The 16,971-nt window shown below is 65.2% G+C and carries 15 protein-coding genes; 14 read left to right on the forward strand and 1 reads right to left on the reverse strand.

Annotation, left to right across the window (positions count from 1 at the left end):
- Positions 1–178 precede the first annotated feature (178 nt).
- From ABIA40_RS36090 to ABIA40_RS36135, 10 genes are all read left to right on the forward strand, one after another.
- Entirely contained in the window at positions 179–1,213 is a 1,035-nt protein-coding gene (locus ABIA40_RS36090) for an ABC transporter substrate-binding protein (protein WP_271542899.1), read from the forward strand.
- 23 nt (positions 1,214–1,236) lie between these two features.
- The gene (locus ABIA40_RS36095) at positions 1,237–2,277 is read left to right on the forward strand and encodes an ABC transporter ATP-binding protein (RefSeq protein ID WP_271542900.1); all 1,041 of its coding nucleotides are present in this window, start codon (positions 1,237–1,239) and stop codon (positions 2,275–2,277) included.
- Entirely contained in the window at positions 2,274–3,149 is an 876-nt protein-coding gene (locus ABIA40_RS36100; protein ID WP_036041395.1) for an ABC transporter permease, read from the forward strand. The genes ABIA40_RS36095 and ABIA40_RS36100 overlap by 4 nt, the downstream gene beginning before the upstream one ends.
- The gene (locus ABIA40_RS36105) at positions 3,146–3,952 is read left to right on the forward strand and encodes an ABC transporter permease (RefSeq protein ID WP_404545969.1); all 807 of its coding nucleotides are present in this window, start codon (positions 3,146–3,148) and stop codon (positions 3,950–3,952) included. The genes ABIA40_RS36100 and ABIA40_RS36105 overlap by 4 nt, the downstream gene beginning before the upstream one ends.
- 8 nt (positions 3,953–3,960) lie before the next feature.
- Positions 3,961–5,097, forward strand: a complete 1,137-nt coding sequence (locus tag ABIA40_RS36110) for an FAD-binding oxidoreductase (RefSeq protein WP_271542902.1) — start codon at positions 3,961–3,963, stop codon at positions 5,095–5,097.
- A 31-nt stretch (positions 5,098–5,128) separates the two neighbouring features.
- Positions 5,129–5,425, forward strand: a complete 297-nt coding sequence (locus ABIA40_RS36115) for a (2Fe-2S)-binding protein (RefSeq protein WP_271542903.1) — start codon at positions 5,129–5,131, stop codon at positions 5,423–5,425.
- Positions 5,422–6,840, forward strand: coding sequence for an NAD(P)/FAD-dependent oxidoreductase (locus ABIA40_RS36120; protein ID WP_271542904.1), 1,419 nt, complete (start codon positions 5,422–5,424; stop codon positions 6,838–6,840). The genes ABIA40_RS36115 and ABIA40_RS36120 overlap by 4 nt, the downstream gene beginning before the upstream one ends.
- Complete coding sequence (locus tag ABIA40_RS36125; RefSeq protein WP_271542905.1) at positions 6,837–7,958, forward strand: FAD-binding oxidoreductase; 1,122 nt, start codon at positions 6,837–6,839, stop codon at positions 7,956–7,958. The genes ABIA40_RS36120 and ABIA40_RS36125 overlap by 4 nt, the downstream gene beginning before the upstream one ends.
- A 54-nt stretch (positions 7,959–8,012) precedes the next feature.
- Entirely contained in the window at positions 8,013–8,360 is a 348-nt protein-coding gene (locus ABIA40_RS36130; protein ID WP_028138431.1) for a RidA family protein, read from the forward strand.
- Between the two features lie 171 nt (positions 8,361–8,531).
- A complete protein-coding gene (locus tag ABIA40_RS36135; protein ID WP_271542906.1) occupies positions 8,532–10,145 on the forward strand; it encodes an ABC-F family ATP-binding cassette domain-containing protein in 1,614 nt (537 codons plus the stop codon).
- 191 nt (positions 10,146–10,336) lie between these two features.
- Here the strand turns inward: ABIA40_RS36135 and ABIA40_RS36140 are convergent, their stop codons facing one another.
- Positions 10,337–11,671, reverse strand: coding sequence for a dicarboxylate/amino acid:cation symporter (locus ABIA40_RS36140; RefSeq protein WP_404545973.1), 1,335 nt, complete (start codon positions 11,669–11,671; stop codon positions 10,337–10,339).
- Between the two features lie 126 nt (positions 11,672–11,797).
- Between ABIA40_RS36140 and ABIA40_RS36145 the strand changes: the two genes are divergently transcribed.
- The 4 genes from ABIA40_RS36145 to ABIA40_RS36160 all read left to right on the forward strand — a co-directional run bounded on the left by ABIA40_RS36145 (position 11,798) and on the right by ABIA40_RS36160 (position 16,845).
- Positions 11,798–13,111: a solute carrier family 23 protein gene (locus tag ABIA40_RS36145; protein ID WP_404545975.1), complete on the forward strand. Its 1,314-nt coding sequence runs from the start codon at positions 11,798–11,800 to the stop codon at positions 13,109–13,111.
- Positions 13,112–13,181: 70 nt separating this feature from the next.
- Positions 13,182–14,018 carry an SDR family oxidoreductase gene (locus ABIA40_RS36150; protein ID WP_404545977.1) on the forward strand — a complete coding sequence of 279 codons (837 nt, stop codon included), beginning with the start codon at positions 13,182–13,184 and terminating at the stop codon, positions 14,016–14,018.
- Between the two features lie 131 nt (positions 14,019–14,149).
- On the forward strand, positions 14,150–15,949 hold the full coding sequence (locus ABIA40_RS36155) for a cation:proton antiporter (RefSeq protein WP_271542910.1): 1,800 nt from the start codon (positions 14,150–14,152) through the stop codon (positions 15,947–15,949).
- Between the two features lie 74 nt (positions 15,950–16,023).
- On the forward strand, positions 16,024–16,845 hold the full coding sequence (locus tag ABIA40_RS36160) for an NAD-dependent protein deacetylase (RefSeq protein ID WP_271542911.1): 822 nt from the start codon (positions 16,024–16,026) through the stop codon (positions 16,843–16,845).
- Positions 16,846–16,971: the final 126 nt, after the last annotated feature.

The following is a 16,971-nucleotide window of genomic DNA, read 5'->3' on the forward strand; positions in this document are numbered from 1 at the left end:
GCCCGCTTTTTCGGCAGATTGGAGGGGTTCAAACCTCCAGATCGCGCCAAAACCCACCGAATGGGGGCCGGAGCCCTGATCGGAGAGGGATTCGCGCGGAAGGGAATGCGGCAACGCGCTTCAGCCAAGCGAGACTCGTCGGCACGTCACCTCATTCCGGTATTGGAGATCGGTCCACATGAAGACTTTTCGCCTTCTGACCGCGGTCAGCATCGCAGCGCTCATTGCCGCTCCCTCGGCCGCCTCGGCCCAGCAAAAGACGCTCTACGTCGCCGGCTATGGCGGCTCGTTCGAGAAGACCATCCGCGACGAGGTGATCCCGGCCTTCGAGAAGGAGAACGGCGTCAAGGTCGAATACGTCGCTGGCAACTCCACCGACACGCTGGCCAAGCTCCAGGCCCAGAAGGGCAACCAGCAGATCGACGTTGCCATCGTCGACGACGGCCCGATGTACCAGGCCATCCAGCTCGGCTTCTGCGGCAAGCTCGACGGCCTGCCCGCCGATCTCTACGACACCGCGCGCTTCAAGGACGATCGCGCCGTCGCGATCGGCATCGTCGCTACCGGCCTGATGTACAACACCAAGGTGTTCAAGGAGAAAGGCTGGGCGCCGCCGACCTCGTGGAACGATCTGAAGGACACGAAATACGCAAAACAGCTCGTGATCCCGCCGATCAACAACACCTATGGCCTCGAAGCGCTGGTGATGCTGTCGAAGATGAACGGCGGCGGCGAGACCAACGTCGAGTCCGGCTTCAAGATCTTCAAGGAGCAGATCAATCCGAACGTGCTGGCCTATGAGCCGTCGCCGGGCAAGATGACCGAGCTGTTCCAGTCCGGCCAGGCCGTGATCGCGGTGTGGGGCACCGGCCGCGTGCAGAGCTTCGCCAATACCGGCTTCCCTGTCGACTTCGTCTATCCCAAGGAAGGCGCAGCGACGCTGCTGACCACGGCGTGTCCGATCAACAAGCCCAATGCTTCGCCGCTCGCTGCGAGCTTCGTCAAGATGCTGCTCGATCCGAAAACCCAGCTCGTGATGCTGAAGGATTACGGCTACGGCCCGGTGCTGAAATCGCTGGTGATCCCGCCCGAGCTCGGCAAGATGGCGCCGATCGGCGAGCGCGCGGCCAAGCTCTACAATCCGGACTGGACCGTCATCAACGAGAAGCGCGAGGAGTGGACCAAGCGCTGGAATCGCGAGGTCGAACGCTGATCGGTCGCCGCGGAGACAGCGTCATGGCCTATCTCGAGCTCGATCGGGTCGCAAAGCAGTTCGGCACGCAGACCGTGGTCGATGACTTCAGCCTGTCGGTGGGAAAGGGGGAGTTCATCTCCTTCCTCGGCCCGTCCGGCTGCGGCAAGACCACGACGCTGCAGATGATCGCGGGCTTCCTCGATCCGACACGCGGCGCGATCCGGCTCGAGGGCAAGGACCTGACCGCGATCCATCCGGCCAAGCGCGGCCTCGGCATCGTGTTCCAGAGCTACGCGCTGTTTCCGCACATGACCGCGGCGGAGAACGTCGCCTTCGGCCTGGAGATGCGTGGCGTGCCGCGCGCTGAAAGGTCCGAACGCGTCCGCGCCGCACTCGCGATGGTGGGCCTCGCCGGATACGAGGACCGTCACCCCCGCCGCATGTCCGGCGGCCAGCAGCAGCGCGTGGCGCTGGCGCGTGCGCTGGTGATCAAGCCGAGCGTGCTGCTGCTCGACGAGCCGCTGTCCAACCTCGACGCCAAGCTGCGCGAGGAGATGCAGATCGAGCTGCGCCAGATCCAGCGCACCGTCGGCACCACCACGATCCTGGTCACGCACGACCAGAACGAGGCGATGTCGCTGTCCGACCGTATCGTGGTGATGAGCCAGGGCAAGATCGAGCAGATCGGCACGCCGCAGCAAACCTATGAGAAGCCGGCCTCGGCCTTCGTCTCGCAATTCCTCGGCAAGACCAACGACTTTGCCGGAATGATCGACCGGACCGTGGCGCCGACGCAACTGGTGGCCGGCTCCTGGCGCGCACCGGCGCCGGCCGGGCTTGGCGGTCCCGTGACCGTCAGCGTGCGTCCCGAAAGAATCGGCTTCGGCGATACGGGGCTCAGCGCAAAGATCATCACGCGCATCTTCCAGGGCAATCACTGGCTGTTCCAGTGCGACAGCGAATGCGGCCCGGCGATCGTGATCCGCCAGAACGACGGCAAAGCGCAGCCGGCCGAAGGCGACGCGGTTCGCCTCACCTGGCGGCCCGAGGACATGAGCGTGCGCGCGAGGGCCGGCGCATGAGCATGGCGGCCGAGGAGCGCAGCCTGCGCGCGCCGTGGGTGCTGACCGCGCCCGCTTTGATGCTATTCGTTGGCGTGCTGCTGATTCCGCTGGCGATGACGGTGATGCTGTCGTTCCACGATTGGGGCCAGTACAAGGGCATCGAGCCGGTCTTCATCCTCAAGAACTGGCACGAGATCGCGACCGATCCCTATTACGCCGAGATGTTCTGGCGGACCTTCCGCATCGCGATCCTGACCACGCTGCTCACCGCACTGCTCGGCGCGCCCGAAGCCTATATCCTCAACCGCATGAGCGGCCGCTGGAAGAGTTTTTTCCTGCTGGTCATTCTCGGGCCGCTTCTCATCTCGGTGGTGGCGCGCACGCTGGGCTGGGCCCTGCTGTTTGGCGGCAACAACGGGCTGGTCAACAAGCTCCTGATGTCACTCGGGCTAATCGGCTCCCCCATTCCCTTCATGTTCACCGAAACAGGCGTGGTGATCGCGCTCGCGCATGTGATGATGCCGTTCATGGTGCTCTCGGTGTGGGCGGCGCTGCAGCGACTCGATCCGCAGATCGAGAATGCCGCGATGTCGCTCGGCGCGGGCCCTGCGACCATCATCCGCCGCATCATCATGCCCCAGATCATGCCCGGCGTGCTGTCGGGCGCGATCATCGTGTTTTCGCTCTCGGCCAGCGCGTTCGCAACACCCGCGATCATCGGCGGGCGCCGGCTCAAGGTCGCGGCAACGCTCGCCTATGACGAATTCCTCAACACCCTGAACTGGCCACTCGGTGCCGCCGTCGCGACGCTGCTGCTGGCCGCACTGGTGCTGATCGTCGTCGGCAGCAACGCGCTGATCGAGCGCCGCTATGCGGAGGTGTTCCGATGAGCCGGAACGGACCGCTCGCGCTGATCTTCCACACCGTCTTCGTCATCGTCATGGTGGCGCCAATCTTGGTGGTCTGTCTTGTCGCCTTCACGCCCGAAGGTTTTCTGTCGCTGCCGACCAACGGGTTTTCGCTGCGCTGGTTCAGGACCATCGCGAACTACCCCGAGTTCATCCATGCGTTCTGGGTCAGCCTCGGCCTTGGCGCGCTGTCCTCGCTCGTGGCGCTCCTGTTCGCGGTGCCGGCGGCGCTCGCAATCGCGCGCTATCGTTTCCGCGGCCGTGATGCGCTGGCGGCGCTGTTCCTGTCGCCGCTGATGATCCCGCACGTCGTGCTCGGCATCGCCTTCCTGCGCTTCTTCACCTCGGTGGGACTAGGCGGAGGCTTTGCCGCGCTGATCATCGCCCATGTCATCATCGTGTTCCCGTTCGCGCTGCGGCTGACGCTGGCGGCGGCGATCGGCATGGACCGCACGGTCGAGATGGCGGCGGTCTCGCTCGGCGCCGGCGGCTGGACGCTGTTTCGCCGCGTGACCTTGCCGCTGATCCTGCCCGGCGTCATCAGCGGCTGGGCGCTCGCCTTCATCCAGTCCTTCGACGATCTCACCATGACCGTCTTCCTTGCTGCGCCAGGGACCGAGACGTTGCCGGTCCGCATGTTTCTCTACATCCAGGACAACATCGATCCGCTTGTGACGTCGGTCTCGGCCTGCGTGATCGCAATCACCATGGCCGCCCTCATTCTGCTCGACCGCTTCTACGGGCTCGACCGTGTGCTCGCCGGCAAGGGCGATACGGGACGATAGGAGAACTCATGCCAGGAGAATACGACGTCGCCGTCGTCGGCGGCGGATTGCTCGGCTCCGCCATTGCCTGGGGCCTCGGCCGGCTCGGCAAGAAGGTCGCCGTGCTCGACGAAGGCGACATCACCAAGCGCGCCTCGCGCGCGAACTTCGCGCTGGTGTGGGTGCAGAGCAAAGGGCTCGGCATGCCTGCCTATACGCGGTGGACCGTGCAGGCCTCGCAAGCGTGGGGCCGGCTGGCCTCCGAGCTGAAGCAGCAGACGGGCCTCGACGTCGCCCTGCAGCAGAACGGCGGTTTTCATCTTACGCTCGGCGAGGACGAATTCGGCCAGCGCACCGAGCTCGTCAAGCGCATGCACAACCAGGTCGGCGCGGCCGACTACAAGATGGAGATGCTGCGGCCGTCCGAGGTGAAGAAGGCACTACCGCTGATCGGCCCCGAGGTCTCCGGCGGCAGCTATTGTCCGCTCGACGGCCACGTCAATTCGCTGCGCACTTTCCGCGCCTTCCACACCGGCTTCATTGCGTTCGGCATCGACTATTTTCCGGAGCGCCCGGTATCGGCGATCAGCAAGAGCGGCGGCGAATTTCGCCTGACGACGCCGCAGGGCGAGCTGCGTGCCGCCAAGATCGTGCTTGCCGCCGGCAATGCCAACCAGACGTTGGCGCCGATGGTCGGCCTCTTTGCGCCGATGGGCCCGACTCGCGGCCAGGTCGTCGTGACCGAGCGCACCATGCCGTTCCTGCCGCATCCGCTGACCACGATCCGCCAGACCGACGAGGGTACGGTGATGATCGGCGACAGCAAGGAGGACGAGCTCGACGATCGCACGTTGAAGCCGTCGATCAGCGGCGTCATGGCCGATCGCGCGCAGCGCATGTTCCCGCATCTGGCGCGGCTCAACGTGGTCAGGAGCTGGTCCGGCATTCGCGTCATGCCGCAGGACGGCTTCCCGATCTACGACCAGTCGGAGACGCATCCCGGCGCCTTCGTCGCCTGCTGCCATTCCGGCGTGACGCTCGCCTCCAACCACGCCTTCGAGATCGCGCGCATGGTGGCACAGGGCGCGCTCGAGCCGGAGCTGGTCGGCGCGTTCTCGGCGAGCCGTTTTGGCGGCGCAGGTGCTGCCAACAGCAGCGGTTACTGAAGATTTTGAGAAGGAGCCAAGAGGCATCCCCATGTTCAAGCGATCCGAACAGGACAACCGGCCAGAGGTGCAGATCTTCGTCGACGGCGTCGCCGTCGCAGCGCGCCAGGGCGACACCGTCTCTGCCGCGCTGCTGGCCTCGGGCTGCGACGCACGGCGTTCCACCGCTGTCAGCGGCGCGCCGCGTCTGCCTTATTGCATGATGGGCGTCTGCTTCGACTGCCTCGTCACCATCGACGGCGTCGGCAACCGGCAAGGGTGCCTTGTGCCCGTCGCCGAGGGCATGCAGATCGAAATTCAGAAGGGCAAGCGGGAGATCGGAAAATGAGCGTGGCTCCCAAGCGCGAAAACTATGACGTCGTGGTGATCGGCGCCGGGCCTGCCGGCCTTGCTGCTGCCGCAACATCCGCTGAGGCTGGCCTCTCGACGCTGCTGCTCGACGAGAACATCGGCCCCGGCGGTCAGGTGTTCCGTGCGATTTCTTCGACTCCGGTCACCGAGCGCAATCAGCTCGGCGCCGATTATTGGGTCGGGGCCGAGCTCGTGCAGTCGCTGCGCGCGAGCAGCGCGGAAGTCATCCAGCGTGCGACTGTCTGGAGCCTCGACCGCAATCTCGATATTGCCGTCTCGATCGGCGGCGCCTCGGCCTTCGTCAAGGCGAAACGCGTGATTCTCGCGACCGGCGCGCTGGAGCGGCCCTTCCCAATTCCCGGCTGGACGCTGCCGGGCGTGATGACCGCGGGCGCGGCGCAGACCATGCTGAAGTCCTCGGCGCTGGTGCCCGACGGACGCACGGCGATCGCAGGGCAGGGGCCGCTGCTGTGGCTGCTCGCCGCGCAGATCCTGCGGCTTGGCGGCCGCATCGATCGTATTCTAAACACCACCGAGCGCGGCAATTATTTCGCCGCGCTGCCGTATGCCTTCGCGTTCCTGACCTCGCCCTATTTCGCCAAGGGCCTGTCGATGATGCGCGAAGTGAAGGCAAAGGTGCAGGTCGTCTCTGGCGTCACCGAGCTTGCGGCTTCCGGTGATGGCCAGCTTGCCAGCGTGAGCTATGTCGCCGGCGGCAAGCGCGAGACCATTCCCACCGATCTGTTGCTGCTGCATCAGGGTGTCGTGCCCAACGTCAATCTGGCGATGTCCGCCGGCATCGAGCATCGCTGGGATGATCTGCAGCTCTGCTGGTCGCCGGTGCTGGACGCGAGCGGCAATTCGTCGGTCGCCGGCATCGCGATCGCCGGTGACGGGGCCGGCATCGGCGGCGCGAGTGCAGCCGTGGTGCGCGGTCGCATTGCCGCGCGCGCCGCGGTCGAAGCACTGGCGCCCGCTTCTGCCGCAAAACTTCCCGCAATGGCGACGCTCCGTTCCGACCTCGCCAAGGCCGAGCGTGGCCGCCTGTTTCTCGACACGCTGTTCCGCCCCGCGCCGCACTTCCGCGTTCCCTCGGGCGATACTATCGTCTGCCGCTGCGAGGAGGTGACCGCGAAGGACGTGCTCGATTCCGTCGCGATCGGCGCGACCGGACCGAATCAGCTCAAGGCCTATCGCCGCACCGGCATGGGCCCGTGCCAGGGCCGGCTCTGCGGCCTCACCGTCACCGAGCTGATGGCGCAGGCGCGCGGCAAGACCCCGCAGGAGATCGGTTACTACCGCCTGCGCGCGCCGGTGAAGCCGATCACGCTGGCCGAGCTCGCCGCCGTTCCGAAGAGCGAGGCCGACGTCAAGGCCGTGGTGCGCGGATGAGCACAAACGTGGATGCGATCGTCATTGGCGGCGGCATCCACGGGTGCTCGACCACGCTGCATCTGTGTCTCGCCGGCCTGAAGCCGGTGTTGATCGAAAAGGACTATGCCGGCCGCCACGCCTCGGGCGTCAACGCCGGTGGCGTTCGTCAGCTCGCCCGGCACATCCCGGAGATCCCGCTGTCGATCCGCTCGATGGGAATCTGGGAGAAGATTTCGGAGCTCCTCGACGACGATTGCAGCTTTGAGAGCTACGGCCAGGTTCTCGTCGCTGAGAACGAGGACGAGCTCGCGGCCTGCCGCGCGCGGGTCGCCGAGCTCAACGCACTGGGCTTCACCCACGAAGAGCTGATCGGCGCCGCCGAACTGCGCCGGCTGGTGCCGGCGGTGGCCGAGACCTGTCCCGGCGGCGTGGTCTCGCGCCGGGATGGCGCGGCTAATCCGGCGCAGACGACGACAGCGTTCCGCCGCAAGGCCGAGCAGTTAGGTGCGACCGTGCGCGAAGGCGTCGCGGCCGGCAACATCCGCCACAACGACGGTCTCTGGCACGTCGATGCGGGTTCGGAGAGCTTTGCCGCGCCGGTGCTGGTTAATGCGGCCGGCGCCTGGGCGGGCAGGATCGCGGCTGATCTCGGCGAGCCGGTGCCGGTCGAGACCGTGGCGCCGATGCTGATGATCACTTCGCGCGTTCCGCACTTCATCGACCCCGTCGTGATCCTGCGCGGCCGGAAGCTGTCCTTCAAGCAGTTCAAGAACGGCACCGTGCTGATCGGCGGCGGCCATCTGGCTACGCCTTATCAGGACCGCAACGAAACGGTGCTGGACTGGAAGAGCCTTGCGACCAGCGCGCAGATCGTGTTCGAGCTGTTTCCGGTGATGCGTAGCGCCACCATCGTTCGCGCCTGGGCCGGCATCGAAGCCAAGATGAAGGACGACATTCCCGTGTTCGGGCCGAGCTCGCGTCACAAGGGCCTCTATCACCAGTTCGGCTTCTCGCTGCACGGTTTCCAGCTCGGCCCTGGCGCCGGCGCCGTGATGGCGGAGCTGATCGTCAACGGCGGCACCCAGACCCGCATCAGTGATCTCGGCATCGACCGCTTCCACCCTTCCGCACTCTAGCATGATCCGAATAGCCGAAAAGATCATGCTCAAACAAAGGAACAAGAGGACATCATGAGCATCACCCGCAGCATCCGCACGCCCATCATGCACCGCGCCGTCGAAGCCAATGGCTTCGTCTTCCTCGGCGGCACGATCGCCGACGACACCTCGGTCTCGATGGGTGAGCAGACCCGCAACATCCTCGGCAAGATCGCCGGCTATCTGAAGGAGGCGGGAACCGACAAGTCGCGCGTGGTCAGCGCCTCGATCTTCGTCACCGATCTCTCCAAGAAGAAGGAGATGGACGCGGCCTGGACCGAATTCTTCGGCGACAATCTGCCGACCCGCGCCACCGTCGGCGTCGCCGATCTCGGCGGCGGCGCGCTAATTGAGGTGGTGGTGACCGCGCTCAAGGGCTGATGGCGCACGGCGAGGAAGGACGACAGCGCCCATCACGCTGTTGCCTCCTCGTGCCGCGCCTTGATCTCGCCCTTTGATGGGACTAGTTAGAGAATTCCTCAATCAGGATCTTCGCAGCCATGGATTTCACCCCGACCGCAACGCCCATCCGCCTTGCTCACGGGGAACTCCATGCCCGCTTCAATCATCCTGTCGAACTTGTCGCTGTCCACGCCTGACGGCCGCTCTCTCTTCTCAAACCTCGATCTGACATTCGGCGCCGAGCGAACTGGTCTCGTCGGCCGTAACGGCGTTGGCAAGACGACGCTGCTTGCGTCGATGCTCGGAGAACATATTCCTCAGTCGGGACGCGTTCTGATCAACGGCACTATCGGCTTGTTACGCCAGGACGTGCAGGTTCTTGCCGGCGCGACCGTGGCGGATATGTTCGGTGTGCGGCCAGCGCTCGAGTTGCTGCGCCGTGCCGAGCGGGGCGACGCCTCCGCCGACGAGGTCGCTGCGGTCGACTGGACGCTCGAGACGCGGCTTGGGGCCGCGCTGGCGCGCCTCGGGTTCGATCCGTCTCCCGATACGGAGCTGTCGTGCCTGTCCGGTGGCCAGATCACGCGGGTTCGTCTCGCCGCGCTGGTGTTCGCTGCGCCTGACTTCCTGCTGCTGGACGAGCCCACCAACAATCTCGACCAGGACGGACGCAAGGCCGTCACCGATCTGCTGGCTGCCTGGCGCGGCGGCGCGATTATCGTCAGCCACGACCGGACACTGCTCGACACCATGGATGCGATCGTCGAGCTGACGTCGCTCGGCGCGACACGATATGGCGGCAATTGGAGCAGCTTTCGAACGCAGAAGGCCATCGAGCTCGCGGCTGTGAGGCACGATCTCGCGCTTGCCGAGAACCGCCTGTCCGAGATCGACGGGAGGGCGCAGGAGGCCGCGGAGAAGAAAGCGCGCAAGGACAGCGGCGGCAGAAAGAAGCGCGCCAAGGGCGACATGCCGCGCATCCTGGCCGGCGCCCGCAAGGATCGCAGCGAGGACACCGGCGGCAAGAATGCGCAAATCGCCGAGCGGCAGCGCGCGGAAGCACTTCAAGCCATCGACACGGCGCGCCGGCGCATCGAGGTTCTTCAGCCGCTCTCGGTCAAATTGCCCGCAACCGACCTGCCGGCGGGGAGGGAGGTGCTTTGGCTTGACGGTGTCAGCGCTGGCTTTCGGCCGGAGCAGCCTGTCCTGCGCGACCTCTCATTTGCGGTGGTCGGGCCGGAGCGCGTCGCGCTGCTCGGGCCCAATGGCTCCGGCAAGACGACGCTGCTGAAGCTCATCGTGGGCGAGCTGCGTCCGCTTGCGGGCATCGTGCGGGTCAGGCCGGATTTCGCGTTGTTCGACCAGAAGGTCAGCCTGCTCGAACCGGCGCGCTCCATCCTGGACAATTTTCGGCGTCTCAATCCGAAGGCCGGTGCGAACGAGTGCCATGCCGCGCTGGCCCGGTTCATGTTTCGCGCCGATGCCGCCTTGCAAATCGTCGGGAGCCTGAGCGGTGGGCAAATGTTCCGCGCGGGCCTCGCTTGCGTGCTGGGCGGGCAGCCGCCGCCGTCGCTGCTGATCCTGGACGAGCCGACTAATCATCTCGACTTCGAGTCCATCGAAGCCGTCGAGGCCGGCTTGCGGGCCTATGACGGCGCTCTGCTGGTCGTCAGCCATGACGAGGCGTTCCTGCAGGCGATCGGGATCACGCGGCGGATCGAACTTGCCGCCAATTTGCCGCGCATCGATGGCGGGATCGTCTGATCCCGCCTGGCGCTCTGGATCTGGCTGTGATTATCAAAAGCCCGACGCCCTGCCCCCAGCGCGTCGGGCGGAAAAAATGAGTATAAATCCGTGATCCCAACGCCAGTGTTGTGACGCGGGCCGCATCGATTTTCTACTCCGGGAAACTACCGCATCGGAACCAGGCTTCGTCTGCTCACCGACTGCGCGGCCTACGAGGCCGCGCCTCCACTCGGCTCCAGCGCCTCGCCGATCTCCAGCGGATGCGCCATGGTCTCGTGCAGCGCGTCGCGGTCGAGCTCGCCTTCGGAGATGCTGATGACCACGCAGGCAACGCCATTTCCAATCAGGTTGGTCAGCGCGCGGCATTCGCTCATGAACTTGTCGATGCCGACCAGGATCGCGATCGACTGGATCGGGATATCAGGCACGATCGACAGCGTCGCGGCGAGCGTGATGAAGCCGGCGCCGGTCACGCCCGAGGCCCCCTTGGAGGTGATCATGGCGATGCCGAGAATGCCGAGCTCCTGCCAGATGGTCAGATGGGTGTTGGTCGCCTGCGCCAGGAACAGCGTCGCCAGCGTCATGTAGATGTTAGTGCCGTCGAGATTGAAGCTGTAGCCGGTCGGGATGACGAGGCCCACCACGGAGCGTGAGGCGCCGAGATGCTCCATCTTCTGGATCATCTGCGGCAGCACGGTCTCGGAGGACGAGGTGCCGAGAACGATCAAAAGCTCGTCCTTGATATAGGCGATGAAGCGCAGGATCGAGAAGCCGGCGAGCCGGGCGATCGAACCCAGCACGATCAGCACGAACAGGATACTGGTCAGATAGAACGTGCCGATCAGCGCGGCGAGATTGAGCAGCGAGCCGAGGCCGTAGGCGCCGACGGTGAACGCCATCGCGCCGAAGGCGCCGATCGGCGCGACGCGCACGATGATGCGGATGATGCCGAAGAACATCTTCGCCGCCTTGTCGATAGCGTCCGCAATAGGCTCGCCGGCCTTGCCGAGAAAGGCGATGGCGAAGCCGGACAGGATCGAGATCAGCAGCACCTGCAAGAGGTCGCCGCGCGCAATGGCGCCGAGATAGCTGTCGGGAATGATCGCCATCAGATGGGCGACGATGCCCTCTTCGTGGGCCTTGGTGACGTAGGTCGCCACCGATTTCGGGTCGATCGTGGTTGGATCGATGTTGAAGCCGTGTCCGGGCTGGAGAATCTCCCCGACCAGAAGGCCGACCGCGAGCGCCACGGTCGAGACCGTCTCGAAATAGATCAGCGACTTCAGCCCGACCCGGCCGACCCGCTTCAGATCGCCCATCGAGGAAATGCCGTGCACCACGGTGCAGAAGATCACGGGCGCGATCATCATCTTGATCAGCGCGATGAAGCCGTCGCCGAGTGGCTTCAAGGCCTTGCCGAGATCGGGATAGACATAGCCGATGAGCACGCCGAGTGCGATCGCGATCAGCACCTGGACGTACAGGATCTTGTACCAGGGCTGGTGCCGGCGCTGGATGGCTGACGGGATCGCAATCTGTGTCATAATGTAGGCTCGGGAACGGATTGATCGTGCATGATTTGCATCATGTGATGGGCGCCGCAGAAGCGACAATCACGTTTTTGTCTGTTGGCACGACCATCGGTCGTTGCGCCGAACTTGGGTGGAAACATGACGATCGCAACAGGCTCGGACGAGCAGAGCTATTTTCCACGTTGGAAGCTCAAGACCTCGGGCGTGATCATGCCGGAGGAGCGGCTGTCCTGGGGCCAGACCATCGTCTCGGGTCTTCAACATTGCGTCGCGATGTCCGGTGCGACGATCATCGCGCCGCTGTTGATGGGGTTCGATCCCAACGTTGCAGTTCTGTTCTCCGGCGTCGGCACGCTGATCTTCTTCGTCATCGTCGCCGGGCGCGTGCCGAGCTATCTCGGCTCGAGCTTCGCCTTCATCGCCGTCGTCATCGCCGCCACCGGCTATGCCGGGCAGGGGCCGAACCCGAACCTGTCGGTTGCGCTCGGCGGCATCGTCGGCGCCGGAGTGCTGTATGGCCTGATTTCGCTGGTCGTGATGTGGTCCGGTGTCGGCTGGATCGAGCGGCTGCTGCCGCCGGCCGTTACCGGCGCCGTCGTCGCCGCGATCGGCCTCAATCTCGCGCCGGTTGCGGTCAAGGCAGTTAGCGCCAATGCATTCGACACCTGGATCGGCCTCGCCACCGTCTTGATCATCGGCGTGGTCGCCGTTGCAGCACCAGGCCTGTGGCGCCGCCTACCGATCATCCTCGGGGCGCTCGGCGGCTATCTCTTGTACCTGCTGTTCGCGAACGGCCTCGGCTTCGGCAAGCCGATCGACTTCACGCAATTGTCGGCCGCGCCGTGGCTCGGGCTGCCGAACTTCACTGCGCCGAGCTTCCATGCCGATGCGATCTTCCTCATCGCGCCGGTTGCCGTCATTCTCGTTGCCGAGAACCTCGGGCACATCAAGGCCGTTGGCGCCATGACCGGCCGAAGCCTCGATTCTTATCTTGGCCGCGCCCTTTTCGCCGACAGCTTAGCTACCATCGTGGCGGCGTGCGGCGGTGGTACCGGCGTCACCACCTATGCCGAGAACATCGGCGTGATGGCGGCGACCAAGGTCTATTCGACACTGCTGTTTGCGTTCGCAGCCCTGGTGTCGATCCTGCTCGGCTTCTCGCCGAAATTCGGCGCGCTCATCTTGTCCATCCCGGGTCCCGTCATCGGGGGGCTTTCGATCGTGCTGTTCGGATTGATCGCGGCGATGGCCGGACGAATCTGGGTCGAGAACAAGGTCGACTTCGCCAATCCTGCGAACCTCATCACGGTCGCGGTGGCGCTGATCGCAGGGGCCGGCGACCTCACGCTCAAATTCGGTGCATTCACGATCGGCGGCATCGGCACCGCGACGTTCGGCGCGATCATCCTCTATCAGATCTTGACCTCGCCGCGCGCGCAGCGAGCCGACTAGATGCCGGCATCTGCGAGGGATGGAACAAAACGCCGGTTCCATCCATGATGATGCATCCCGGAGAAAACACATGCCGCAAACCGAACGCTCGACCCCGTTTCCCTCGCGCCTCGTCGGCCAGTACGCGCTGGTGACCGGCGCCTCACAAGGCATCGGTCGTGCCGTTGCCATCCGGCTCGCCCAGGAAGGCGCGACCGTCGCCATCAATTATTTCGGCAGTCCCGAGGGGGCGGACGAGACGCTCGCGCTCGCACGAGCCGCATCGAGCGATCGCGGCCATGGCAGGCTCGACCATATCGTCGTCAAGGCCGATGTCGGCAATGAGCAGGACATCGCCGCGATGTTCGAGACGGTCCTGGCGCGCTTCAAGCGTCTCGATTGTCTCGTCAACAATGCCGGCTTCCAGCGGGAATCGCCGAGCGAGGCGCTCGACGTCGAAACCTATCGCCGCATCATCGACGTCAACCTGAACGGCGCCGTGCTGTGTGCCCAGAAGGCGCTGGCGCATTTCGTCGCGCGCGGCGCAGGCGGCAGCATCATCAACTGCTCCAGCGTCCACCAGATCATCCCCAAACCCGGCTATCTCGCTTACTCGATCAGCAAGGGCGGCATGGCCAATCTCACGCGCACGCTGGCGCTGGAATTCGCCGGCCAGCGCATCCGCGTCAATGCGGTTGGTCCCGGCGCGATCGACACGCCGATCAATGCGGCCTGGACCGGCGATCCGGAGAAGCGCGGCGTCGTCACCTCCCACATTCCGATGGGGCGCGTCGGCACGCCGGAAGAGATCGCCGCGGTGTTCGCCTTCCTCGCCTCGGAGGACGCCAGCTACATCACCGGGCAGACCATCTATGCCTGCGGGGGCCTGACGCTGTTTCCAGAGTTTCGGGAGAACTGGGCAAGCTGAAAACCGGCTTGGGGTTGCGCGCGCCTCGCGTGGGATAGAGGGGCGCGACCGGTTGGGGGTCTGCGGCGCCGTGTGCTATCGACCGTGGATGGCGCTGCCGCTATTGGCGAGCGCCGACACGTGAAGGGCCCGTGACCACAACCATCAACATCAATGCCTATAGTGACGCGCTGGTGGTCCTCGGCACCGCCGGCGTCGTGGTGCCGATCGTCCGGCATTGGGGCATCAATCCGGTGCTGGGCTATCTCGGGGCCGGCGCCATTCTCGGTCCGCTCGGGCTCGGCTCGCTCGTCAAGGACCTCCCGTTCCTGTACTGGTTCACCGTGACGGACGCGAAGAACGTCGAGGGTATCGCCAATCTCGGCATTGTGTTCCTGCTATTCCTGATCGGGCTCGAGCTGTCTTTCAGACGGCTGATGACGATGCGGCGTCTGGTGTTCGGGCTCGGCGGCCTGCAAGTCCTCGCGACGTCGGCGATGATTTTCGGCGTGGCGCTTCTCTTCGGGCAGAGCTCCGATACGGCCGTGATCCTCGGCGCGAGCCTTGCGCTGTCCTCGACGGCGATCGTGCTCGAGCTCCTGTCCGCCGAGAGGCGGCTTTCCACCTCGGCTGGGCGCGCCAGCTTCTCGGTGCTGCTGGCTCAAGACCTCGCAGTCGTCCCCATTCTGGTTTTCGTCTCGGTGCTCGGCGCGGGAAGCGGTGGCTCGGTCGTGGCGCATATCTCCAGTGCGGTCCTGAAGGCGGTGCTAGCGGTAGCCTTCCTCACGCTGGTCGGACGGCTATTGATGCGTCCGCTCTTCCAGATGGTTGCAGGCACCCATTCGACGGAGTTGTTCGTTGCCGCGACCCTGTTCGTCATTGTCGGCGCAGGGCTTGCCGCCCACCAGGCCGGCCTGTCGATGGCGCTCGGAGCCTTCGTTGCAGGACTGATGCTGGCGGAGACCGAGTATGGCAAGGCCATCGAGGCCACCGTGGAGCCGTTCAAGGGCCTGCTGCTGGGCATCTTCTTCTTCACCGTCGGCATGGCCATCGACGTCCGCGTGTTCCTGCGCGAGCCCGTCTGGCTGCTGGCCGCCGTCGTCGGCATTCTCGTCGGCAAGGCGATCGTGCTCATCATCCTGGGGCGCCTCTTCAGGCTGTCATGGCCGGCGGCGATCGAGATCGGCTTCCTGCTGGGCCCCGTCGGCGAGTTCGCCTTCGTCAGCATCGGAATGGCGGCGGCCGGAGGCATGATCGAGCCCCGCGTGTCGAGCTTTGCCGTCGCCGTGACCGCCGTGACGATGGCCCTGACGCCGCTTCTGAGCATTCTTGGACGAAAATTGGCCGCGAAACTGAGCAGCGAACGCACGCCCGATCCCGAACTCGCGGTGCGGCCGCCCGGCGACCGCGCGCACGCCATCGTGGTCGGCTATGGCCGTGTTGGGAAGGTGGTCTGCTCCCTGCTGACCAGCCATGGCCTGAACTACATCGCAGTCGATCACGCGGCCGTCGACGTGGCGCGTGATCGCCGCGACGGTCACAAGGTCTATTTTGGCGATGCGACAGAGCCGGGTTTCCTCGAAGCCTGCGGCTTGATGCAGACGACCGGCGTGATCATCACCATCCAGTCGCGGCCGGCGATCGATGCCGTCGTCGAGCGGGTCCGGGCGGTGCGGCCGGACGTGCTGATCGTCTCGCGTGCGCGGGATGCCGATCATGCCCGGCACCTCTACGCGATCGGCGCAACCGATGCGGTGCCGGAAACCATCGAGGCGAGCCTGCAGCTCTCCGAAGCCGCACTGGTCGGCCTCGGCGTTGCGGTCGGGCATGCGATCGCCTCCGTGCACGAGAAGCGGGACGAGTTCAGGCTGACGCTGCAGCAGGCCGCGCGGATCGCGGGACAAGAGAAAGCTCGTCCGCTCGATCTCACGGGACGGCGGTCGCCGCGATAACGGCTATGCGGCCGCCATGCGCCGGGATTGTCGTTATCTGGCAAAACGGGCCGGCGCGAACTACATCATGCGCCATGACGAATGCCCCTCCGGCAAAACCTCCGCTCCAGGATTTCATCGGCCGGCACGAACGCCTGTTCGTGCTGACGGGCGCCGGCTGCAGCACCAATTCGGGCATTCCCGACTATCGCGACAGCCAGGGCAACTGGAAACGGACCCAGCCGGTCAATTTTCAGGCCTTCATGTCGGAGGAGCCAACCCGCCGGCGCTATTGGGCACGCAGCCTGATCGGCTGGCGGCGGTTCGGCCAGGCGAGGCCGAACGATGCTCATCGTGCGCTGGCCCGGCTCGAGGCGAACGGCCGGTGCGGGATGCTGCTGACCCAGAACGTCGACCGGTTGCATCAGTCGGCCGGCCATCGGCAGGTGATCGACCTGCACGGCCGGCTCGATCTGGTCCGCTGCATGGGCTGCGGGGCGAAGACGCCGCGCGAGGAGTTTCAGCACGCGCTCGGCCGCGCCAATGAGGCATGGCTGACGCTCGATGCCGCCGATGCACCCGACGGCGATGCCGATCTGGAGCACGAGGATTTTTCCTCCTTCGAGGTGCCTCCTTGCGAAGCCTGCGGCGGCATCCTCAAGCCCGACGTGGTGTTCTTCGGCGAGAACGTGCCGCGTGAGGTGGTGGCCACGGCGCAGGAGCATCTGGCGCAGGCCGATGCCATGCTGATCGTTGGCTCGTCATTGATGGTCTATTCCGGCTTCCGCTTCGTGCAGGCCGCCGCGAAACGGCAGATTCCGATCGCCGCGGTCAATCTCGGCCGCACCCGCGCCGACGATCTCCTGACGCTGAAGGTCGAGCAGCGCTGCGAGGCGGCGCTTGCATTCCTGCTCTGATCGCTCAGGCGCGAACACGCCTTGCCTATTGCATAGGTGCCGCGCAAAATAGCCGGGCACAGCGTTACAGGCATGCGTCATGGCACGGGAATTGCTGCGCTTTTGGACCCGGTCTTGACGACCAGC

The sequence above is a fragment of the Bradyrhizobium sp. USDA 223 genome, from assembly GCF_044909005.1.
GTDB lineage: Bacteria > Pseudomonadota > Alphaproteobacteria > Rhizobiales > Xanthobacteraceae > Bradyrhizobium > Bradyrhizobium yuanmingense.